General features: G+C 67.0%; 19 protein-coding genes. 12 read left to right on the top strand and 7 right to left on the bottom strand.

Features of this window, described 5'->3' with window-relative positions; translation table 11 throughout:
• Positions 1-100 precede the first annotated feature (100 nt).
• Positions 101-1528 carry an FAD-binding oxidoreductase gene (locus Q0996_RS13750; RefSeq protein WP_299620571.1) on the top strand — a complete coding sequence of 476 codons (1428 nt, stop codon included), beginning with the start codon at positions 101-103 and terminating at the stop codon, positions 1526-1528.
• Positions 1529-1646: 118 nt separating this feature from the next.
• Here Q0996_RS13750 and Q0996_RS13745 read toward each other — a convergent pair whose 3' ends face one another.
• From Q0996_RS13745 to mtnK, 3 genes are all read right to left on the bottom strand, one after another.
• Positions 1647-2288, bottom strand: a complete 642-nt coding sequence (locus Q0996_RS13745) for a LysE family translocator (protein WP_299620568.1) — start codon at positions 2286-2288, stop codon at positions 1647-1649.
• Between the two features lie 241 nt (positions 2289-2529).
• Entirely contained in the window at positions 2530-3309 is a 780-nt protein-coding gene (locus tag Q0996_RS13740) for a hypothetical protein (protein WP_299620565.1), read from the bottom strand.
• A 7-nt stretch (positions 3310-3316) separates the two neighbouring features.
• Positions 3317-4621 carry an S-methyl-5-thioribose kinase gene (gene mtnK, locus Q0996_RS13735; protein ID WP_299620562.1) on the bottom strand — a complete coding sequence of 435 codons (1305 nt, stop codon included), beginning with the start codon at positions 4619-4621 and terminating at the stop codon, positions 3317-3319.
• A 289-nt stretch (positions 4622-4910) separates the two neighbouring features.
• Here mtnK and Q0996_RS13730 point away from each other — a divergent pair, with 289 nt between their 5' ends.
• From Q0996_RS13730 to Q0996_RS13690, 9 genes are all read left to right on the top strand, one after another.
• Positions 4911-5936 carry a carbohydrate ABC transporter permease gene (locus Q0996_RS13730; RefSeq protein WP_299620559.1) on the top strand — a complete coding sequence of 342 codons (1026 nt, stop codon included), beginning with the start codon at positions 4911-4913 and terminating at the stop codon, positions 5934-5936.
• A 40-nt stretch (positions 5937-5976) separates the two neighbouring features.
• Positions 5977-6816: a carbohydrate ABC transporter permease gene (locus Q0996_RS13725; RefSeq protein ID WP_299620557.1), complete on the top strand. Its 840-nt coding sequence runs from the start codon at positions 5977-5979 to the stop codon at positions 6814-6816.
• A 4-nt stretch (positions 6817-6820) separates the two neighbouring features.
• Positions 6821-7942, top strand: a complete 1122-nt coding sequence (locus Q0996_RS13720; protein WP_299620554.1) for an ABC transporter ATP-binding protein — start codon at positions 6821-6823, stop codon at positions 7940-7942.
• Positions 7943-7945: 3 nt separating this feature from the next.
• Positions 7946-9052 (top strand): ABC transporter ATP-binding protein, encoded by a 1107-nt coding sequence (locus tag Q0996_RS13715; protein ID WP_299620551.1) that lies wholly within the window; start codon positions 7946-7948, stop codon positions 9050-9052.
• Between the two features lie 87 nt (positions 9053-9139).
• Entirely contained in the window at positions 9140-10678 is a 1539-nt protein-coding gene (locus Q0996_RS13710) for an ABC transporter substrate-binding protein (protein ID WP_299620548.1), read from the top strand.
• A gap of 193 nt (positions 10679-10871) precedes the next feature.
• On the top strand, positions 10872-11864 hold the full coding sequence (locus Q0996_RS13705; RefSeq protein WP_299620546.1) for a dihydroxyacetone kinase subunit DhaK: 993 nt from the start codon (positions 10872-10874) through the stop codon (positions 11862-11864).
• A 7-nt stretch (positions 11865-11871) separates the two neighbouring features.
• Positions 11872-12480 carry a dihydroxyacetone kinase subunit L gene (locus tag Q0996_RS13700; protein ID WP_299620543.1) on the top strand — a complete coding sequence of 203 codons (609 nt, stop codon included), beginning with the start codon at positions 11872-11874 and terminating at the stop codon, positions 12478-12480.
• Positions 12477-13997: a ribulokinase gene (locus Q0996_RS13695; protein WP_299620540.1), complete on the top strand. Its 1521-nt coding sequence runs from the start codon at positions 12477-12479 to the stop codon at positions 13995-13997. Before Q0996_RS13700 ends, Q0996_RS13695 begins: the two co-directional genes overlap by 4 nt.
• 32 nt (positions 13998-14029) lie before the next feature.
• Complete coding sequence (locus tag Q0996_RS13690) at positions 14030-14476, top strand: RbsD/FucU family protein (RefSeq protein ID WP_299620537.1); 447 nt, start codon at positions 14030-14032, stop codon at positions 14474-14476.
• Positions 14477-14490: 14 nt separating this feature from the next.
• On the opposite strand, the gene Q0996_RS13685 is transcribed toward Q0996_RS13690, so the two are convergent.
• The gene (locus Q0996_RS13685; protein ID WP_299620535.1) at positions 14491-15894 is read right to left on the bottom strand and encodes an FGGY-family carbohydrate kinase; all 1404 of its coding nucleotides are present in this window, start codon (positions 15892-15894) and stop codon (positions 14491-14493) included.
• Between the two features lie 135 nt (positions 15895-16029).
• Between Q0996_RS13685 and Q0996_RS13680 the strand changes: the two genes are divergently transcribed.
• Positions 16030-16881: a class II aldolase/adducin family protein gene (locus tag Q0996_RS13680; RefSeq protein WP_322096712.1), complete on the top strand. Its 852-nt coding sequence runs from the start codon at positions 16030-16032 to the stop codon at positions 16879-16881.
• On the top strand, positions 16878-17792 hold the full coding sequence (locus Q0996_RS13675) for a ribokinase (RefSeq protein WP_299620532.1): 915 nt from the start codon (positions 16878-16880) through the stop codon (positions 17790-17792). Before Q0996_RS13680 ends, Q0996_RS13675 begins: the two co-directional genes overlap by 4 nt.
• A 143-nt stretch (positions 17793-17935) precedes the next feature.
• Here the strand turns inward: Q0996_RS13675 and Q0996_RS13670 are convergent, their stop codons facing one another.
• The 3 genes from Q0996_RS13670 to Q0996_RS13660 all read right to left on the bottom strand — a co-directional run bounded on the left by Q0996_RS13670 (position 17936) and on the right by Q0996_RS13660 (position 20840).
• The gene (locus tag Q0996_RS13670) at positions 17936-19429 is read right to left on the bottom strand and encodes a BCCT family transporter (RefSeq protein WP_299620529.1); all 1494 of its coding nucleotides are present in this window, start codon (positions 19427-19429) and stop codon (positions 17936-17938) included.
• Positions 19430-19545: 116 nt separating this feature from the next.
• Positions 19546-20280 carry a DUF2161 domain-containing phosphodiesterase gene (locus Q0996_RS13665; protein ID WP_299620526.1) on the bottom strand — a complete coding sequence of 245 codons (735 nt, stop codon included), beginning with the start codon at positions 20278-20280 and terminating at the stop codon, positions 19546-19548.
• A gap of 29 nt (positions 20281-20309) precedes the next feature.
• Positions 20310-20840: a rhodanese-like domain-containing protein gene (locus tag Q0996_RS13660; protein ID WP_299620523.1), complete on the bottom strand. Its 531-nt coding sequence runs from the start codon at positions 20838-20840 to the stop codon at positions 20310-20312.
• Between the last annotated feature and the right edge of the window lie 10 nt (positions 20841-20850).

Here is a 20850-nt window from a genome sequence, read left to right as displayed (position 1 = left end):
GCCGCTGGCCGCCCAGCGTCCACTCCAGATTTAGGAGTAGTCTGCGGCGCCCGAAGCCGTCAGGTTTCCGCCGCCGCCTTCAGGAACGGAGTGCTGCCCGATGAGCCAGCTCCAACGTCAAGCCCGTCCCGCCGCCCAGCCCTTGGACCCCGCGGCCCTTGAAGCATTTGCCGGGCGTCTGCGCGGTCGCCTGATCGACCGCCACACGCCGGACTACGAGGAGGCCCGCGTCCTTTGGAACGCCATGATCGAGCGCCGGCCGGCCCTTATCGCGCGCTGCGCGGGGGTGGCCGACGTGATCGAGGCTGTGCGCTTCGCCCGCGACCAGGGGCTGGCCCTGGCAGTGCGCGGCGGCGGCCACAACATCGCCGGCTCGGCACTCTGCGCGGACGGGCTGGTGATCGATCTTTCGGCCATGCGCGCGGTGCGGGTCGATCCCGCCGCCCGGCGCGCCTGGGTTCAGGGCGGCGCCCTGCTGGGCGACCTCGACCACGAGACCCAGGCCTTCGGCCTGGCGGCACCCGGCGGCGTGATCTCCCACACCGGCGTGGCCGGCCTCACTCTGGGCGGCGGATTCGGCTGGCTGTCGCGCCAGCACGGCCTGGCGGCCGACAATCTGGTTTCTGTTGAGATCGTAACGGCGGAAGGCGCACTCCTGCGGGTGAGCGCCGAGGAGCATCCGGATCTCTTCTGGGCGCTGCGCGGCGGCAGCGGCAATTTCGGTGTCGCCGTCACCTTCGAGTTCCGGCTCCATCCGGTCGGGCCCGAGGTGCTGTTCGGGCCGACCCTCTATCCGCTCGACCAGGCCGCCGCCGTGCTGCGGAACTATGCCGAGGTGGCACCCGAACTGCCGCGCGCGGCCTGCGCCTGGGCCACTCTGATCACCGCCCCGCCGCTGCCCGTACTCGCGCCGCGATATCACGGCACCAAGATGCTCTCGGTCATGCAGTGCTACGCCGGCGATCTGTCGGAAGGGCAGGCCGCCCTGGCGCCGCTGCGGGACTTTGGGGAGCCCGCCGGCGACGGCGTGATGGTGCGGCGCTTCACCGAGGCGCAGGCGCTGCTCGACCCGATCTACGCGCACGGCTGGCGCAACTACTGGACCTCGGCCAACTTCCGCGCCTTGAGCGGACGCGCCATCGACCGCTTCGTCGATTTGGCCGAACGCATGCCGACGGACCAGTCTGATGTCACCATCTCCCACGTCGGCGGCGCCATCAACGACGTAGCCCCGGAGGCCACGGCCTATCCCCACCGCGACGCGAATTTCGTGCTCAGCCCGGGCGCGCGCTGGATGGAGCCGTCGGACGACGTGGGCTGCCTCGCCTGGATCGATAGATGCCGCGAGGTGCTGGCGGAGGAGTCCAGCGGCGGCGCCTACGTGAACTTCATCGCCGAGCAGCGGGGCCGCGAAGAGGAAGCCTACGGCGCGAACTACCGCCGCCTCGCAGAGGTGAAGCGCCGCTACGACCCCGGCAACCTCTTCCGCCACAATCAGAACGTGGCGCCTGGAGCGGATCATGTTTAGACAGAAACACTTTGGTGTTTGCGCCTAAACATGTGAATCCGCTCTACACTTGAGAATGAGAGCAGAGTCACCAGGCTCGGTGGATCGCTTCCGCGATTCCACCGAACCTGGATCTGCTCTAGGGACGGCTCGTCAGCAGCTTGATCCCGGCAAAGAGGAAGAAGGCGCCGAGAACGCCTTGGATCCAGCGGCGCGCCCTGCCATAGAGCCGCACCATCACCGCGGTGGAGAACGCAAGGGCGTAGAGACAGTGGATCAGCACCGACAGCAGGCTGGTGCCGGCGACGATCACGAAGCCGACCCAAAGCGGCGCATCGGCCTGAAGGCCGAGGGAAATGATGGCGATCCAGGCGAGGGCCGCCTTGGGGTTGGTCATCTGGACCGTGAAGCCGCGCAGGAAGTAGTCCAGCGGGCGGCGCCGGGCGCCGGCCATCTCGGTCGCATGGATGTCGTGGGCCGAGGCGGCGGCACGGAAGGACTTGTAGGCCAGCCAAAGGAGGTAGAGCCCGCCGACGATCTTGATGACGGTGAGCGCGGCGGCATAGGCGGCGAGCAGCGCCGAGAGCCCTGCGACGGTCAGCAGGGCCCAGCAGAACGAGCCGGTGGCGACGCCAAGCGCCAGCGCCGTCCCGGATCTCCGGCCGACCGCCATCGACGTGCCGAGGACGGCCAGAACGTTGGGGCCGGGGCTCATGATGGACAGCAGAAAGGCCGAATAGGCCAGGAGAATACCGGGAAGGTAGGGTGAGATCTCTGCCATCTGTGCTGCCTTCTGCAAATCCGCCACCGAGACGCGCTAGGCATAACAAAGCCGTGCTGACACCGTCCTGTCAGGAGGGATGCATGCGGATCGGGTATGCGGAATTCAAGAAGACTCGCCGAACGCCTCTTGTTCCCGTCTCCAACGAAGAGGCCGACTCGAAATACTCGATGAGCCGATTGCGAACGCTCTGTCGAAGCAGCGTCTCGCCGATGCCGTCAGGCCTCTCGTTGCGGGCGGTTCATTCGTCACGAACGATCGGAACGCTGTGAATCTTGGAGAAGGCGGACAGCGTCACCAGGGCCGAAACCGCGTATTCCGCCCAAGCCTTGACCGCATCTTCGACAGGTGGAGCCTTCTCCATAGCCCAAGGCTCCTTGCTTGAGCTGAGCCGGCCTCCGTCTTCCCGCGCCAGTATCTTCCCCGTCGCCGGCGGACCAAGGCGTACGATTTCCAACGCCTGGTCTGGCGCCAAGGAGAGGCTCTCACTGACGAGGCCGATGGCCTCTTCCAAGGCGGCAGTCGTCGTGACCACCAGGCTCCTTCCGATCGGATCGTCTTCGGAGGTTATGCGCGGCTCGCGGCCCGGCACCGTCATATGAGCCTCAAAGATCGCCATCGGCCCCATGTAGTATCCGCGCTCGCTGGCTTCTGATATGGCGGGATCCGACCATGGGTCTTGAGGCAACTTCTGAGGTCGCTCGAGGTCTTCCCGGTGCAGATAGGCCGTCCAGAGAACCAGCGCCGCGAATCCATCCTGGGTGAGCTGAATCGTCTCGTATGGACCAGTGAAGGATTCCTCCCAGCTCGGGTGTGGTTCCAGATGAAGCTTCGGCGCCAATCGGCTTGCAAAGTCCCGGACAGCGGATCGCGCATCGTCATCGCTGAGCGATAGCGGGTCCATCCCGCCCTCGAAGACCAGCTCGTAGGGCATGCCGAGCTCTCGGCTGGCAACGGCCGCCGCCGTCTCCCAGCGGCGGGTGTAATACCGCTCAAGAGGCCCCGCATAGAGATCGAGCATGGATGGTCTACGCAGGCGCGCTGCCGCGCATTGCCCGGGCCGCTGCCGTGACGTCCTCGATCTTCGTGTAGGTCGCGGTGTTGACCATCATGTCGCGGGCGAGGGTCAGGCAGCGGGTTTCACAGGCGGCGCGCAGGTCCGGGTCTTCGATCCACTCCAGGTCGATGTTGTGGGCGAGGCCGAGGATGCGGCGGGTCATCTTGGCGGCGGCAAAGCCCAGGCTGTCGGCGAACAGGCGGTCCAGGTAGGCCGCCCGCTCCGCTTCCAGGGCCTCGGCGCTGGCACCGTCGGCGAAGAGCGGGGCGGGATAGGCATCGCCCCCGGCCCCCCCTGATTGAACCCCTTGGCGCCAGAGCGCCAGGAACTTTTCGCGGAACCCGGTCCAGACGCCTTCCACCGTCTCCAGCACCCAGGCCTGGTAGTCTTCGCGCGGGTCCTCCGGCGTCGCGTGGCCGTCCTGGCTGAAGTAGTTGATCAGCAGGTTGGCGATGATGGCGCCGATGTCGAAGCCCATGGGGCCGTAGAAGGCGAACTCCGGGTCGATCACCCGGGTGTCCTCCTGCGTCACCATGACTGAGCCGGTGTGCAGGTCGCCGTGGATCAGCGCCTGAGTGTCGGAGAGGAACTTCACCTTGAGGCGGGAGATGGCGACCTTCAGCGCCGCGTCCTCGCGAAAGGCCCGGGCGATGCCGTCGAGCTGCGGGCTCGTCCAGCGGTTGTTCTCGGCGATCATGTAGGGCTCGGTGAAGATCAGGTCCTCGGTGATCTTGCAGAGCGCGGAGTTGCCGCAGAAGGCGGCGACCGCAGCTTTCTTTTCGGCAGCCGGCTGGGCGAGATCGGAGGTGAAGAAGAGGGTGCGGGCCATGAAGTCGGTGATGGCCTCCACGAAGCGCGGATAGCGGATCGCCTTGATCATGCCCTGGCGCATGATGATGTGCGGTTGCAACAACTCCATGACGATGAGCGCCAGGGTCTCGTCGTAGTGCAGCACCTCCGGCACCAGCCCCGGCGCGTGCTTGGCTTCGGTGGTGAGCGCCATGTGCTCGAAGTGGGCGCGGCTCAAGGGGAGCGGCCAGCTTTCGCCGATGAGGCGTACATAAGGCAATGCTTGTTTGACGGCGACGCCGCCGGCCGGGCCCTCGACGATGAACACCAGGTTGAGGTTGCCGTCGCCGACTTCGCGCACCTGCCAGTCGGATTCGCCGCCGCCAAGCCGCGCCGCGACGGCGGGAAGGCCGGCGAGATAACCCGGCAGGCTGGTCTCGTTTTTCGGTGCGTAGCCCTCCGGTACCGTAAGCCCGCTGGCGTCCATCGATCCTCCCCTTTCGGCTCTGCAACAACGCCGGCCCAGGCTTGGTACCTTGACTCGGCTATGGCGAGCGCAAATGATACCAAGCGCGTGCCGGAGTGCCAGACCGGCCAGGGAAAGCGAACCAGAACAAGGCGTTGGGGAGGACACTGAGGATGCAGGCCTCTGCAGCCTCGGCCACAAGGGGGGTCGTGCGGAGCATTGCGACAATCGATTGTGCGCGGGCGCTTCTGGGGTCGCTTCAGAGGGTGCTGCTGAGCGTCGCGCGGCCGCGTTTCGGGGTGTCCGCTTGATGGTCGACGGCACCGCGCCGGGAGACCTGGCTGGCGAGCCGGCGGCGGCGGAGCGGCCGCGTCTGGACCGCGCCGACCCCGCCACCTATCCGGAGTGGTTCCGCAACAAGAAGCCCCGCGCCAACCTGATCGTTGCGCGCTGGGTGCCCATCGCCCTGGTGGGTCTGCCGGTGCTGGTGCTGTTCTGCATCGTCGTCTACCCGACGGTGTGGATGTTCTATCACGCCCTCCACGACACCAACATGATGCGGCTGTTCCAGGGGAACTGGAACTTCATCGGGTTGGAGAACTTCGCCACCGTCCTCGAGTCCGCGCGCTTTGGCGATTCCATCGTCCACCTGGGGATCTATCTCACCTTCGGGGCCTGTTTGCAGGTGATCCTCGGCAGCATTCTGGCGCTGATCCTCTACGAGCTGGTGAAGAGCAACTTCTTGCGGGTGGTCTTTCTGGTGGCCATGGTGCTGCCGATGATGCTGCCGCCCTCCATCGTCGGGGTCTTGTGGAAGTTCCTGCTCACCCCGTCGAACGGCGCGATCAATCAGGCGCTTCTGAACCTCGGGCTCATCGACCAGCACATCGAATGGTTCAACGCCGGGCTTTCGCTCTGGACCATCATCATCGCCGATGTCTGGAACTGGACCGCGCTGCCGCTGTTGATCGTCTACTCCGGGCGGGTCTCGCTGCCGCCGGCGGTCTATGAGGCCGCGCGGGTGGACGGCGCCGGCGCCTGGACCACCCTCAGGCGCATCACCCTGCCGATGCTGAAGGAGGTGATCGCCATCGCCTTCATCGTCCGCTTCATGGACGCCTTCAAGTTCGTCGACCTGGTCTTCATCATGACCTCCGGCGGGCCCGCCCAGTCCTCCGAGTTGCCGGCCTACATCGCCTTCCAGCGCGGCATCCGCGAGTTCGCCATCGGCGAGGCGGCGGCCTATGCCATTCTCATCTTTGCCGTCTCGGCGGTGCTCATCATCCTCTTCCTGAAGTACCTGAAAAAGGTGCTGAAGGCGCAGGGATTCGCATGAGGGGGGGGTGCATGAGCGGGTTTCGCGTGAGGACGGGCGGATGAGCAAGGCCAACTACCGCCTGGTGAAGTTCCTGTTCCTGGCCCTCATGGGGCTCTGGCTGCTGATCACGCTGTTTCCCTTCTATTGGCAGATCATCACCGCCTTCAAGTCGGCCGCCGAGACCAACCGCACCATCCCGACCTTCTGGCCGGAGGTCTGGCATCCGCAGAACTTCGTCTCGGTCTTCGCCGAGGCCTCCAACTTCGATGCCCTGGTGGACAGCTTCATCATCGCCACCGGCAACACCCTGGCGTCCCTGTTGCTCGGCACCCTGGCGGGTTACGCCTTCGCCCGCTTCCCCCGTCAGGCCGGCGGCGAAAACCTGGCCTTCTGGGTGCTCTCCAACCGCATGTTCCCGCCGGTGGCCGTGGTGCTGCCGATGTTCTTCCTCTTCGACGCCACGCCCTGGGGCACCGACAGCCACCTCTCCCTGATCATTCTCTACCTGGTCTTCAACATGCCGTTGGCGACCTGGCTGATGATGGTCTTCTTCCGCGACACGCCGCGCGAGCTGGAGGAGGCGGCCTACCTCGACGGCTACACCCCCTTGCGCGCCTTCTTCAAGGTAACCTTGCCGCTGGTGCTGCCGGGAATGATCTCGGTGGCCATGCTGTGCTGGATCTTCGCCTGGAACGAATACCTCTTCGCCAACCTGCTGGTGGGCACCGACGTGCGCACCTTCACCATCGTCATCCCCACCTTCACCCACGGCAGCCAGACGCTGTGGAACCTGCAGATGGCCTTCAGCCTGATCGCCATGCTGCCGCCGGTGATCCTGTTTATCCTCCTGCGCCGCTACATGGTGCGCGGCCTCTCCCTCGGCGTTGTGAAAGGCTGACGCGATGTCGAGACTGGAGATCGAGGGACTCTGCAAGGGCTGGGATTTCCCGGTCATCGACCGCCTCGACCTGACGGTGGAGGAGGGGGAGTTCTTCGTGATCGTCGGGCCCAGCGGCATCGGCAAGACCACGCTGCTGCGCCTGGTCGCGGGGCTCGAGCGGCCCGATGCCGGGCGCATCAAGGTGGGCGGGCGCGACCTGACGGATCTGCCACCCTACCGGCGCAAGGTCGCCATGACCTTCGAGAGCTATGCCCTCTATCCGCACCTCACGGTCTTCGAAAACATCGCCAGCCCGCTGCGGGCGCGCCGCCTGCCCAAGAGCCGGATCACCGAGACGGTGGTCTCCGTCGCGCAGTTGCTGCGCATCGAACAGCTCCTCAGCCGCCGCCCGGGGGAGATTTCCGGCGGCCAGAAGCAGCGCACGGCGCTCGGCCGCACCCTGGTGGCGCAGCCCGATGTCTTCCTGCTGGACGAGCCCATCAGCCACCTCGATGCCAAGATCCGCCACGAGCTGCGCCTGCAGTTCCACACCCTGGAGGAGCTGCGCAAGGTGGCGACCCTCTATGTCACCCACGACTATGCGGAAGCCCTGTCCCTGGGCGACCGTATCGGCGTCATGGGCGCCGGCGGCCTCTTGCAGGTGGGGACGGCGCGGGAGATCTTTCAGCAGCCGCAGCACCTTTTCGTCGCCCAGCATCTCGGCCAGCCGAGCATCAATGTGGTGCCGGCGGCGCTCAGTTCCGTGGACGGCGCGCTGCAGTTCGCAGCCGAGGGGGCGGAGCTCAAGCTGCCGGTCGCCGAACCCCACGGGCAGGCGCTGGCGGGGCGCAGCAGCGAGCGCATCACCGTGGGCATCCGCCCGCAGCACGTGAAGGTCATCCGCGACGGCGAAGTGACGACTGACACGACGGGCGGCGCGGCGGTGGTCGACGCCACCGTGGCGATCTACGAGGCCTTGGGGGCTAACGGCATCCTGGTGGCGGAGACCGGCGGCGTGCGGCTGACGGCGCTCACCGCCCCCGATGCCGTCTTCCAGCACGGCGAGGCGGTGCGTCTGGCACTGCGCAACGACGCCTTCCTCTACTTCGATGCCGCCAGCGGCCGCAACGTGATGGTGGCCTAGATCATGGCGCGGGTGTCCCTCAGAGACGTCAACAAGATCTACCGCTCGCGGCACGACGAGGTGCACGCGGTGAGCGACCTGAACCTCACCATCAACGATGGCGAGTTCGTGGCGATCCTCGGCCCCTCGGGCTGCGGCAAGACCTCAACCCTGCGCATGATCGTCGGTTTGGAGGAGATCACCTCCGGCGAGATCTACTTCGACGACGTTCTGGTCAACAAGCTGGACTCCCAGGCGCGCAACGTCGCCATGGCCTTCGAGACCTATGCGCTCTACCCCAATTTCACCGTCGAGGAGAACCTGGCCTTCCCCCTGGAGGTACGCGGCCTGCCCCAGCCCGAGCGCAGGAAGCGGGCGCGGGAGATCGCCGAGCTGCTGCGCATCGACGATATTCTGAACCAGAAGCCGACGGCGCTTTCCGGCGGCCAGCAGCAGCGCGTCAGTCTGGGCCGGGCGCTGATCCGCGATCCGGCGGTCTTCATTCTCGACGAGGTGATGAGCCACATCGACGCGCATCTGAAGTTCCAGATGCTCTTCGACCTGAAGTCCATCCACCAGGAACTGAAGAAGACCATGGTCTATGTGACCCACGACCAGGTGGAGGCCCTGGCCTTGGCCGACCGGGTGGCGGTGATGAGCAATGCCGAACTGCAGCAGGTGGGCAGCCGCAACGACCTCTATCACACCCCCTCAAACGTCTTCGTCGCGGATTTCATCGGCGAGCCGCCGACCAACTTCTTCGATGCCGAACTATTCACCGGGGACAACGGGACCGTGCTCAGGGTTCCGGACTCCGACATCGTGTTTCAACTCGACCAGGGCCATGCCCAGCGCATCGCGCGCTGGAACGAGCGGGAGCTGAAGGTCGGCATCCGCCCGCAGTCGCTGCATCTCGGCGGTGACTCCGCGCGTCCCGCGCTGGAGGCCGAGGTGGCCATCAACGAGTATCTCGGCGAGCTTTCGATCCTGACCCTTGCCAGCGGTGGGCGCAGCTTCCGCGCGCTCGTCGATGCCGACACCGCCGCCCAGCGCGGCGACCGCTTGCGCATGCATTATGCGCTGGACGATGTCATGGTGTTCTCTGCGAAAACGGAGCTGATCATTCTATAACGCGTAACCAATAAGCGCGCTTTCCGGGGCGCAAAACCGTCCGGCCTCATTTGCAGGTTCGGCCAATCCAAGAGGGAGGAAGAAGCGATGGGTCTCTTTAGCGGATTTACACGGCGGAAGTTCCTGCAAGGCGCGGCGGCCGGTGCCGCAGCGGCCGGCGGCATGACCCCGGGCCTGTCCCTCGGCGCCACGGCGGTGCCGCCGGGCAAGAAGCTCTTCAAGGATATCGAGCTCACCTACTTCCAGGATTCCAACTGGCTGCACTCGCCGCTCTGGCTGTCGCCGCACCTGATGAAGGAGGCCGGCGTCGGCATCAAGAGCCGCGAGATGTACGACGGCGGCGATGCGGTGGCCAAGATCCTGCCGCAGCTTCTTTCGCGCCGCCCGCGCTTCGACTGGGTGCAGTTCCCCAGCCTGTTCTTCGGCGCCTTCGCCGAGACCGGACAGCTCGAACCGCTCGACGACTATCTGGCGCAGTACGAAGGCAGCCAGGACTACCTCGACTGGGTGATGCCGGCCTACCGCGAGTTCTATACCAAGTGGAGCGGCAAGACCTACGGCGTGATGCTGGACGGCGACATCCACATCCTCCACTACCGCAAGAGCTACTTCGAGGACTTCGCCCTGCGTAACAAGTTCTCCAAGCGCTTCCAGCGCGAGCTCGAGGTGCCGAAGACCTGGCTCGACTTCGTTGACGCCACCCAGTTCTTCACCGAGGAGCTGAGCAGCGAAGGCATCTACGGCACCTCCATGGTGGTCAACCCGCCGAACTTCGGCTGGGGCTTCTGGATGGACATCGCCGCCTCGGCAGGGGTGAACTACTTCGATGAGAACATGAACCCCACCATCAACCAGGGCAAGGCGGCGGAGAGCCTGGACATCTACAAGGAGATCATCAAGTTCGGCCCGCCGGGCGCCGAGGCCATGGACATCGGCACGACCATCCAGCGCTGGCAGTCCGGCTCCGATGTCATGTCGGTCTGGTGGATCGACCTCTCCGAGTTCACCGTCCAGCAGCAGGGTCCGGAGCTGGCGGAAGACCAGCGCGGCGCCATCGTGCCGGGTTGGCTGAACGACGACGGCTCCATCACCAACCGCGCCATCTCGCTGTGGTGCCGCACGGCGGCGATCCCCAAGAACATCCCGCAGGATGTGAAGGACGCGGCCTTCTACTTCATCTACCGCATGTCCCATCCCGACTATTCCAACGAGATGGTGGCGGACGAGTACTGCGGCTCCGATCCCTATGGCAAGACCCACTACGGCGATGCCGCCGCGCAGCTCTATCTGCAGGCCAACCCGCAGCGCGGCACCGACAACGAACTCTGGTCCACCAACGCCGGCATCTTCAAGAACTTCGAAACGGCGAAGAACCACCTCGATGCCGGACTGGCCAACGTCGAGGTCGGCTATCCGCAGTTCTTCTGGGAAGGCACGCCGGAGTACGCCGATGCCCTGGGGCGCAACATCTCCAAGGCGGTCTCCGGCGAGCTGACCAGCCAGCAGGCGCTGGACGAAGCGGCCGAGGAATGGGCGAAGATCGCCCAGAAGCTCGGCCTCGACAGCCAGAAGGCCCAGTACAAGAACTTCATCGATGGGGCGCGAGCGCTCGGCTACAAGATCTGATCCTGCCCATCGCGGAAGCGAGCACCACCCCCACCCCATCCCTCCCCCGTCGAGGGGGAGGGGGTACCAAATCAGGGCCCCGGGGTTCTCCTTTCCCTCCCCCCTTGCGGGGGAGGGTTAGGGTGGGGGGTCTTTGGTTTGCCTTTCACGGCAGACCTTTGGCCGCTGAGGCTCCCTACGGAGTACGAGTACTATGAAGAAGATTCTGAACGATCCCTTCAGCTATGTGGACGAGATGTTGGAGGGGCTCTGTGCGGCCCATCCCGAATTCTATGCCCAGCCGGAGCCGCGGGTGATCGCCCGCGCGGGCGGTGCCACCCAGGGCAAGGTGGGCATCGTCACCGGCGGCGGGTCCGGCCACCTGCCGATCTTCACCGGCTATGTCGGCAAGGGCCTGTTGGATGCCGCGGCCATCGGCGACGTTTTCGCCTCGCCCTCGGTGGAGCAGATGGCGGCGGCCATGCGCAGGGCGAACGGCGGCGCGGGAGTCCTGCGGCTCTACGGCAACTACGGCGGCGACGTGATGAACTTCGACATGGCCGGCGAGATGCTGGAGATGGAAGACATCGCCTCGTCCACCGTTCTGCTTGCCGATGACATTGTCTCGGCACCGCCGGAAGAGGCCGCCAAGCGCCGCGGCGTCGCCGGCATGGTCTATGCCTTCAAGTGCGCCGGCGCCAAGGCCGAAGAGAAGGCCGACCTGGCCGAAGTCACCCGGGTCGCGCAGAAGACCGCCGATGCCTGCCGCTCCATCGGCATGGCGCTCACCCCCTGCACCGTGCCCCAGGCCGGCAAGCCCACCTTCGAGATCGGCGAGGACGAGATGGAGATGGGCATGGGCATCCACGGTGAGCCGGGGATCTGGCGCGACAAGCTGAAGCCGGCCGATGCCATCACCGACGAGATGATCGACCGCCTGCTGGCCGACATGCCGTTGGGCAAGGGCGCGCGGATTTCCCTGCTGGTGAACAGCCTGGGCGCCACGCCGCCTGAGGAGCTTTACATCATGTATCGCCGCGCCAAGGCACGGCTGGAGGACAAGGGCGTCACCATCGTCATGCCGCTGGTCGGGCGCTACGCCACCTCCATGGAGATGACCGGCGCGACCGTCACCTGGTGCCACCTGGACGACGAGCTGGAAGCCCTGTTGAAGGCGCCGGCGGCCTGCGCCTTCTGGCAGGTCTGATCAGGCGATGGCCGCGCTCACCTCCGCAGGCCTTAAGGCCGCCCTGCCGGGTCTCGCGGCCCATCTGGAGGCGCAGGCGGCTTTCCTGAACGAGGCCGATGCCAAGCTCGGCGACGGCGATCTCGGGGTCACCATGCAGCGCGGCGGGCGCGGCCTCCTGGAGATCCAGGACGATCTGCCGGCGGATGTCGGCATGGCCTTCATGCGCTGTGCCCAGGCCTTCACCAAGATCTCCGGTTCCAGCTACGGCACCTTGCTGGCCACCGGACTGATGGCGGCGGCCAAGGCCTGCAAGGGAAGGGAGGCGGTGCCCTGGTCCGAGGTCTCGCCGCTGCTCGGTGGCGCGCTGGAGGCGATGATGGCCCGCGGCAAGGGCGCCCTGGGCGAGAAGACGGTGCTCGATGTACTGGAGGCGGTGCGTCAGGCAACCGAAGGGCTGGAAGAACCCAAAGACTTGCTGGAGGCGGCCCTGGGCTCGACCGACACCACCCTGGAGCGCATGCGTGACGCGCCGGCGCGCCAGGGCCGGGCGCGGATGTTCGGCGAGAAATCGGTCGGCTTGGACGATCCGGGTATGCTGGCGTTCCGCGCCCTGCTGGAGGGGTTGAAGTCATGACTTCGAAGGGTCCCTATGTCATCGGTGTCGACGGCGGCACGGAGTCTCTCCGCGCCGGCGTGTTCGATCTGAAGGGCGAGCCCCTGGCCTTCGCGGCCACGCCCTACCGCACCGAGTTTCCCCATCCCGGCTGGGCCGAGCAGAACCCGAAGGACTGGTGGGCCGCCATCGGCAGCTCGGTGCGCCAGGCAGTGCAGGAGGCGGGCGTTTCGCCCCAGGAAGTCTGTGCGCTCTGCGTCGACACCACCTCCTGCAGCGTGGTGGCCCTGGATGCTTCCGGCGAGCCGCTGCGCCCGGCGCTCATCTGGATGGACGTGCGCTCCTCCCAGGAAGCCGGCGATGTGGTCGCCAGCGGCGATCCGGCGCTCAAGATCAACGGCGGCGGGGCCGGGCCGGTCTCGGCGGAGTGGATGCTGCCCAAGGCGCTCTGGCTGCAGCGCAACGACGCGGAGACCTTCGCGCGGGCGGCCCACATCTGCGAGTACCAGGACTACCTGAACCTGCACCTGACCGGGCGGCTGGTGGCCAGCGTCAACAACGTCTCGATCCGCTGGCATTACCTGGCCCGCGACGGCGGCTATCAGGCGGGCCTGCTGGAGAAACTCGGGCTGGGCACGCTCCTGGACAAATGGCCCAACGAGGTTTTGCCGCTGGGCGCGGTGATCGGCGGCCTCACCGACAAGGCGGCCGACCACCTGGGGCTGCCGGCCGGACTGCCGGTGGCCCAGGGCGGGGCCGATGCCTTCATCGGCATGATCGGCCTGGGGGTGGTGCGGCCGGGCTCTCTGGCCTTCATCACCGGTTCCTCCCACCTGCAACTGGGTCTCGCCGAGGCGGCCTTCCACGGCAAGGGCATCTGGGGCACCTATGCCGACGGGCTGCTGCCCGGCCTGCACCTGGTCGAGGGCGGGCAGGTCTCCTCAGGCTCCGTGGTCAAGTGGTTCCGCGATCTGCTGGGCGTCTCCTACGACGTGCTGAACGAGGAAGCCCGGGCGCTGCCGCCGGGCTCGGAGGGCCTCATCGTGCAGGACCATTTCCAGGGCAACCGCACGCCCCACACCGACCCGCTGTCCCGCGGCGGGCTGGCGGGGCTCACCCTGAGGCACGGCCGCGGCCATATCTTCCGCGCCATCATCGAAGGCATCGCCTTCGGCAGCGAGCTGATCCTGGAGGGCATGCGCGGTCACGGCTTCGAGGCGAAGAACGTGGTCATCGCCGGCGGCGCCACCCGCTCCGACCTCTGGCTGCAGATCCACGCCGACGTCTCCAACCTGCCGCTGGGTCTGACCAAGGTGCCCGATGCCCCCTCGCTGGGCTCGGCGATCCTGGCGGCGGTGGCGGCGGGCCACTATCCGGATATCGCCACGGCCGCCGATGCCATGGTGACGGTCGAGCGGGTCGTCGAACCCAACCGGGAGGCTCATGAGGCCTACCGGCCTTACTATGAAGCCTACAAGCGGGCCTATCCGGCCCTGACCTCGGTGACGCAGCCGCTGACGGCGCTCAACCAGGGCTAGGCACCGACGCTCGAAGGGAGGGCGAACAGACTATGCTGAAGAACATCGATCCGATCCTCAGTCCCGACCTGCTGCAGGTGCTGGCCGCCATGGGCCACGGCGACGACATTGTGGTGGTCGACGCGAACTTCCCCGCGGACTCGGTGGCCCGCCAGACCGTGACCGGCCGTCTGATCCGGCTGGACGGCGTCGACGTGGTGCAGGCCGTCGGCGCGATCCTCACGGTCTTTCCCCTGGACAGCTTCGTCGAGGCGCCGGTGCGCCGCATGGAGGTCGTCGGCGATCCCGATGAGGTGCCGGAGGTGCAGCAGGAGGTGCAGCGCGAGATCGACGATGCCGAGGGCCAGGCCCTGCCCATGGACTCCATCGAGCGTTTCGCCTTCTACGAGGAGGCCAAGAAGTCCTATGCCGTCGTCGCGACCACGGAGGGCCGTGCCTACGGCTGCTTCCTGCTCAAGAAGGGCGTGATCTTCTTCTGAACCGCGGCGCCGGATCAGGTAGCCGTTTGCGACACGGCAGCCGCTGTCCAGCGCTGGGCATAGTCCTGCAGGCCGGGGAGGTCGAGGGGCGCCACCCGCCGGCGCTTCAGGGGCGGCGTCGACTTTCGCTCCCGCCAGCGCCACAGCAGGGCCGCGCCCAGGGCGGTGCCTTCCGGCTCTTCCGACAGCCAGACCTCTTGTTGCGGCCGGAGGCTGGCGATGATCTCGGCGAACAGCGGGGCGGAGGCAAGGCCGCCGTCGAGGAACAGGGGGCCCTTGTTGCCGCCGATCAGGTCCACCGAGGCCAGGCACAACAGGGCGCCATAGAGGCTGGCCAGGGCGCTGCGCTGGCCGGGATTGGCGGGCGCGGGTCCTTCGATCCGGCCCCTGCCGCCGGCGCCGGGAAAGGGCCCGCCGGAATCGGTGAAGGAGGGCAGGGCGCAGGTCCCCTGGCCCAGCAGCGCCTCCAGGTCCGCCCGGCCGGGTGCTGCCCGGCTTTCCGCCTCGCCGGCGATCAGGTCCGCCTCGCGGCCAGCCATGGCGCGGCAGCAGGCCACCGGAGCGCCCTCCAGGTCGCTGTTGGCGACAGTGTCGTAGGCCTCCCGCAGCCCGACCAGGGGAAAGCCGGGATTGAAGCCGATGAGCCAGGTCCCGGTGGACAGCAGGGTGAAGTCGGTCAGCCCGGCGGCCTTGTAGCGCAGGTAGTTGGCGTTGCTGTCGTGGATGCCGCAGAGCACCCGGCAGTCCGGCGCCAGGCCGGTGGCTGCGGCCACCGCCGGTGTCACGGGGCCCAGCGGCTCCCAGGCAGGGCGCAGGGGGGCGAAGCGCCGGTTCCAGCCGCGGCTGCGCGCGAGACTTGAGAATCCGGTCTTCTGGGGGTCCCAGAGGTGGGTCTGGGCGCCGAGGGAGGTGACCTCGCTGGCCGCCACCCCCGAGAGGCGCCAGGCCCAGTACTGGGCGAAGGGCAGAATGGCCTCCGAGGCTTGGAAGGCCTCGGGAAAGGCGGTTTCCTGCCAGAGAAGCTGGCGCGCCAGGGTGAGCCCGCCGGGGTTGGTGGGGGCATAGACCTCCCCATAGGGCGGCGCGATCCCGGCGTAGGCCGCCTTCACGTCCGCCGGCGGGTCGGCCTCGTAGTCCAGCACCGGCAGCGCCAGCCCGTCGCCGGCGATCAGCGCGGCGGAGGAGCCGAAGGCCGTGGGCACGAGGGCCCGGATATCGTGCTCGGCGGCGGCCTGCCGCAGGGCGCCGAGCAGCCAGGCCCAGATCCCGGCGCAGTCGATGTGCGGGTAGGGCGGGCCCGGGCGGGTGCTGCTGGCGGCACGGGAGAGCCCAAGAATCTCGCCATTCTCGCCGACGATCAGCAGTTTGACGTGGGTCTTGCCGACATCGACGACGGCGACGCTTCCCGCTTCGCTCATGCTTCCCCTGTCCTGCCACCCGGCGGCGCGCCATGAGGTGCCGAAAGCCGCGCTCTCCGCCCCGGGTATGGTTGAACCGCCCCCCGCTGGCGGATAGAGTCCCGCCAGCTTAACTCAGCCAAGTGACGGGGCACCATGGCCAGACCACAGCACCTCAGCCTGCGCAAGGCGATCATCGCCGCCTGCCTGAAGATGAACGACCTGGGGATCAACCAGGGCACCTCCGGCAATATCTCGGCGCGGATCGAAGGGGGCTTCCTCATCACCCCGTCCGGCATCCCTTACGAGAAAATGAAGCCGGAACAGATCGTCGAGATGGATCTGGGCGGCGGCTACTTCGGCGACTTCCTGCCGTCCAGCGAATGGCGGATGCACTACGACATCTACCTCAACAAGCCGGAAGCCGGTGCCGTGGTCCACACCCATGCCATCTACTGCACGGCGCTGTCCTGTCTGCACGAGCGCATCCCGGCCTTTCACTACATGATCGGCGTGGCCGGCGGCACCAACATCCGCTGCGCCGACTATGCCACCTTCGGCACCCAGGAGCTCTCCGGCAACATGCTGAAGGCGCTGCAGAACCGCAGCGCCTGCCTGCTGGCCAACCACGGCATGATCTGTTTCGCCAAGGACCTGGACAAGAGCCTCTGGCTGGCCGGCGAGGTGGAGACCCTGGCCCAGCAGTACTGGGTGGCGCGGCAGATGGGCAAGCCGGCGATCCTCAACAAGCGCGAGATGACGAACATCCTGGCCCGCTTCAAGAGCTACGGTAAACAAGCCAAGGATCTGGCCGAGGGCGAGGCGCTGGCGGTCGAGCCGCCGCCGCGCCGCGACACGCCGGGAGGCGCACAGCCGTCGGCCAAGGCGAAAACCGACGACAAGAAGCAGGGCCGCCGCACCAAGAAGGTGGCGCTGGTGCGCGAACGCGCCGCGCGCAAGCCGGTGGAGCGGAAGGTCGCGAAGAAATCCAAAGAGCCCTCGGCATGATCACCGTCTTCGGCTCCCTCAGCGCCGATCTGGTCACCCAGGTCAAGCACCTGCCGGCGCCGGGCGAGACGGTCACCGGCCCCAGCTACACCGTGGTCCCCGGCGGCAAGGGGGCGAACCAGGCCCTGGCGGCGGCCCGTGCCGGCGCGCCGGTGCGCTTCGTCGGCTCGGTCGGCGGCGACGGCTTCAAGGACCTGGCACTCAGCGGCATGCGCGAGGGCGGGGTCGACCTCGGCGCCGTGCGGGAGAGCCCGGAGCAGACGGCCTGCGCCTTCATCGCCGTAGACGCCCAGGGCGAGAACCTGATCTTCGTCGCCAGCGGCGCCAACCTGGAGTCCCGGGCCGAGCAGCTCGGCGCGGCCGGCCTGACGGAGGGCGACGTCCTGCTGCTGCAGATGGAAATCACCCACGCGGAGAACTGGAAGGCGGTGGACCTCGCGGCGGCGGCAGGGGCCAAGGTGGTGCTTAATCTGGCGCCGGCCGGCCCGATCCCCGAAGAGTCCTTGCGTAAGCTCGACGTGCTGGTGGTGAACGAGACCGAAGCCGGCCAGTTGGGGGCCCAGTTGGGCCTGCTGCCGGACGATCCGGAAGCCATCGCCGCCGAGATCGCCACGCAGTTCGCCCTCGACTGCATCGTGACGCTGGGGCCTGCAGGCGCCCGCTCCTTCGGGCCCTCGGGCAGCTTCTCCGTCCCGGCGCTCGCCATCGACGTGGTCGACACCACGGCGGCGGGCGACGCCTTCGTCGGCGCCTTCGCCGCGGGCCTGGAGCGCGGGCTCGCCATGGAAGAGGCGCTGCAGATAGGTGCCGTCGCCGGCAGTCTCGCCTGCCGGGCCGTGGGCGCCCAGCCCAGCCTGCCCAGCGGCGCGGAGATCGAGGCCCAGCGCGCCAAGCTCTCGCAACCGGCCTGAACGGGGCGGCGCGCCATAGCGGGCCGCTCACTTTGGATCGGAGTCCTTTTCCCGGTCCAGCGCGCTGGGTTTGAAATAGAGCCAGACCAGCAAGCCGATGAAAGCGAAGACTTCGATATTCAGGAGGGTATCGAGGAGATTGCTCATGACCGGTCCAATCGCTCCGACTTCAGTGCCTTCAGCAGACAAATGACAAGCAGCAACACCACGAAGACGAAAGGCAGGGCGCCCAGGGCTATGATCGATTTAACGGCGTCGATGCTGTCGGAAAGGATCATCACCAATCCCAGGGCGCCCAGGATTGCGCCCCAGGTCAGCTTGACCCGCACAGCGGGGTTGAGGTCGCCACCCGTCGAGAACATGCCGAGCACGAATGCGGCGCTCACCACGCTGGTGACAATGAACAAGAAGGCCGCCGCCACGACGGCGGAGACGGTGAGCAGTGGCCAAGGGAAGACATCGAGCACGAAGAAGGTCACGCCGCTGACGTTGTTCCGCACGACCTCCAGAATCGGCAGCTCGGTCTTGAGTGCGCCGTAGATGCCGACGCTGCCGAAGACCCCGAACCAGAGCATGGAGAACGCTGTCGGCACCAGAATCACGCCGCAGAGAAACTCCCGGATCGTCCGCCCCCGTGAGATGCGTGCAATGAAAACGCCGACGAAGGGCGCCCAGGCAAGCCACCAGACCATGTAGGTCAGCGTCCAGGACTGGAACCACTCGCCGACCTGCTCGTCCATGAAGGTAAAGGTGCGGAAGCCATGCACGAGGGCGCCGCTCAGATACTCGCCCGCCGCCTGCAGCACTCCACCCATGATGAAATGCGTGGGGCCGGCCAGCAGCACGAAGACCATCAGTCCGGAAGCGATGGCCATCGCCGTGTTGGAGAGGACCGCCATGCCGCGGCTCAGGTCCACCATCAAGGGCGGCGTATAGGCCAGGCAGAGCACGGCGAAAATCACCAGCGCCAGTTCCATGCCCGAAGTCTGAAGCCCGAGCAGGGCATCGACCCCTTCCTTGATCTGGAAAACCCCCATGGCGACGGACCCGCCGAGGCCGATGGCGATGGCAACGATCGCGAGCAGGTCGCTCAGCCAGCCGACGCTGCGTGTCAGGGCATTGGCGCCGAAGACCTTGATGATCGGCGCACTCACCAGGCTGGGGCAGCCGAGACGAAACCCGAAGTAGGCGATCACCAGACTGGTAAGCGCATAGATCGCCCAGGCGTGGAGGCCCCAGTGGAAATTGGTCACGAAGAGAGCGTCGGCCGCGGCCCCTCTGGGCCCTCTGACCTCCTCGATGAGAAGATAGTGGGTGAGCGGCTCGGCCGTGGCCCAGTACAGCAGGCCGACGCCCATGCCGGCGGCAAACAGCATGGTCAGCCACGACAGGGTCGAGAATTCGGGCTCATCTTCGTCTTTGCCGAGCTTGATGCGGCCATAGCGCGAAAGCGCCAGAACGACGCTGACGATCAGCATGAAACTGACTGTGCCCATGATGAACCAGGCGCGGCTGGTGAACTGGACTTTCACGAGGCCTGCCGCCACAGCGGCCAGCCCGGCCGTATCCACGATGCCCCAGGCGGCGATCGCTCCGGTGATGACGAGGGCGACGACGAGCAGCGGGTTTCTCAGCACGGATTTCTCTCCCACGGCTTGTCCGCTTCGGGGGCCAGCGATAACCGCCCGCCGGCAAGGTGGCAAGAACGGCCTTCCGGCGGTATACGCCAGGAGCCAGTGGCGCGAAGCATGCCTCAGCCCGTGCGCCTGGTTGGGTCGGGCTCGGCGGCTTGGCGCTCCTTGCCTTCCAGGGTCTCCAGCACGTCGGCGTAGGTCTCGAGGGCCGTTTCGCCCTTGGGGGAGAGGGCGTAGATCCCCCGCTCGACCCTTTGGAACCAGCCGTAGACGTCGCGCTGCAGGATCTTCTGCGCTTGCGCGACTTCGGTGATCCGCGCCACCTCGGCGGCCTTGGTGGCGCCCCGGCGGTTGAGCAGTGCCGCACAGGCCAGTGCCGCCTGGCGATAGGCAGTGACGATGGGCCGGCGGTTGGTGCCGCCGGTGTTAGGATCGCCGACTCGCTGGGCGAACTCCTTCAAAAGCAGTGCTTGGCGCTTGCGGTTGGGCCGCGGTGTGTAGGGCAGAGGGTCGAGCAGCGGTTCGACCAACGACCGATCGCTATGCACCATCAGCAGGCCGAGGCCGATGCGTCGGCAGAGCGTCAGGATGGCACGCCGGTCGTGCCGCCAGGCCGCCGCCCGGGCCGGTGCGGGAAAGGCGAGATAGACCTGGTCGCTCACGGCCAAGCGGTCCACCCCCTGCAGCAGCAGGGCGAGGGTGAAACCGGTCTTCAGCTCGACGATCACCGGCGGCTCGTCGCCACGCCGCGCCACCAAGTCGCAGCCGCGCACCTCCGCCTTCACGCTGTAGCCCTGGCCTTCCAGGAAGGCCTTGACCGGCGGATAGAGATCCTCTTCGCGACTCCTGCTCACAGCGCGGGAGTCTATCGCCGGGGACGGGGCTAGGCCAGCGCGCGCCGGTTCCAGGGCATGAGGCCGAGCAGCCGGGCCATGGCGCAGGTGCCGGAGAGCCCGGCGAAGGTGAGGCCGGCGCCGACGAAGCCGGAGAGCAGGAAGAGCCAGGGCGAGACCGTGAAGCCGAGCACCACGCCCAGCAGCACCATCAGACCGGCGGTGATCTGCACCTGACGCTGCATGGAAATCGGCATCTTGCGGTTCACCACCGTTTCCAGGCCGGCGGCCTTCCAGGCGGCGAGCCCGCCATCGAGGCGGCACACCGTGGCGAAACCACTGGCCAGGATGCGCGGTGCCGCCTCGGCCGTGCGGGCACCGCTGGCGCAATGGAAGACGGCAATCTTCTCGCGCTCGCCCGGGAAGTCGGCGGCGTCGAAGCCCGAGAGTGGCAGATGGTGGGCGCCGGGAATGTGCTCGCGGGCGAACTCGTCGCTTTCGCGGATGTCGATGAGGACGGCTTCGCCGCGATCCAGCAGGGTCTTTGCGGCCTCGGCGCCGATGGTCTTGACGGATGACATGGTGGGGGAC

This window comes from Pelagibius sp. (assembly GCF_028289705.1).
Classification (GTDB): domain Bacteria; phylum Pseudomonadota; class Alphaproteobacteria; order Kiloniellales; family Kiloniellaceae; genus Pelagibius.
Note: the sequence above shows the minus strand (reverse complement) of the source record. Positions and strands in the feature narration are given on the sequence as shown.

Coding starts and splice junctions, on each gene's coding strand:
- Q0996_RS13745 (WP_299620568.1), bottom strand. CDS start 2,288: ATGGCAGAGATCTCACCCTACCTTCCCGGTATTCTCCTGGCCTATTCG.
- Q0996_RS13710 (WP_299620548.1), top strand. CDS start 9,140: ATGGGTCTCTTTAGCGGATTTACACGGCGGAAGTTCCTGCAAGGCGCG.
- Q0996_RS13680 (WP_322096712.1), top strand. CDS start 16,030: ATGGCCAGACCACAGCACCTCAGCCTGCGCAAGGCGATCATCGCCGCC.
- Q0996_RS13750 (WP_299620571.1), top strand. CDS start 101: ATGAGCCAGCTCCAACGTCAAGCCCGTCCCGCCGCCCAGCCCTTGGAC.
- Q0996_RS13705 (WP_299620546.1), top strand. CDS start 10,872: ATGAAGAAGATTCTGAACGATCCCTTCAGCTATGTGGACGAGATGTTG.
- Q0996_RS13715 (WP_299620551.1), top strand. CDS start 7,946: ATGGCGCGGGTGTCCCTCAGAGACGTCAACAAGATCTACCGCTCGCGG.
- Q0996_RS13740 (WP_299620565.1), bottom strand. CDS start 3,309: ATGCTCGATCTCTATGCGGGGCCTCTTGAGCGGTATTACACCCGCCGC.
- Q0996_RS13725 (WP_299620557.1), top strand. CDS start 5,977: ATGAGCAAGGCCAACTACCGCCTGGTGAAGTTCCTGTTCCTGGCCCTC.
- Q0996_RS13685 (WP_299620535.1), bottom strand. CDS start 15,894: ATGAGCGAAGCGGGAAGCGTCGCCGTCGTCGATGTCGGCAAGACCCAC.
- Q0996_RS13730 (WP_299620559.1), top strand. CDS start 4,911: ATGGTCGACGGCACCGCGCCGGGAGACCTGGCTGGCGAGCCGGCGGCG.
- Q0996_RS13675 (WP_299620532.1), top strand. CDS start 16,878: ATGATCACCGTCTTCGGCTCCCTCAGCGCCGATCTGGTCACCCAGGTC.
- Q0996_RS13700 (WP_299620543.1), top strand. CDS start 11,872: ATGGCCGCGCTCACCTCCGCAGGCCTTAAGGCCGCCCTGCCGGGTCTC.
- mtnK (WP_299620562.1), bottom strand. CDS start 4,621: ATGGACGCCAGCGGGCTTACGGTACCGGAGGGCTACGCACCGAAAAAC.
- Q0996_RS13660 (WP_299620523.1), bottom strand. CDS start 20,840: ATGTCATCCGTCAAGACCATCGGCGCCGAGGCCGCAAAGACCCTGCTG.
- Q0996_RS13720 (WP_299620554.1), top strand. CDS start 6,821: ATGTCGAGACTGGAGATCGAGGGACTCTGCAAGGGCTGGGATTTCCCG.
- Q0996_RS13695 (WP_299620540.1), top strand. CDS start 12,477: ATGACTTCGAAGGGTCCCTATGTCATCGGTGTCGACGGCGGCACGGAG.
- Q0996_RS13690 (WP_299620537.1), top strand. CDS start 14,030: ATGCTGAAGAACATCGATCCGATCCTCAGTCCCGACCTGCTGCAGGTG.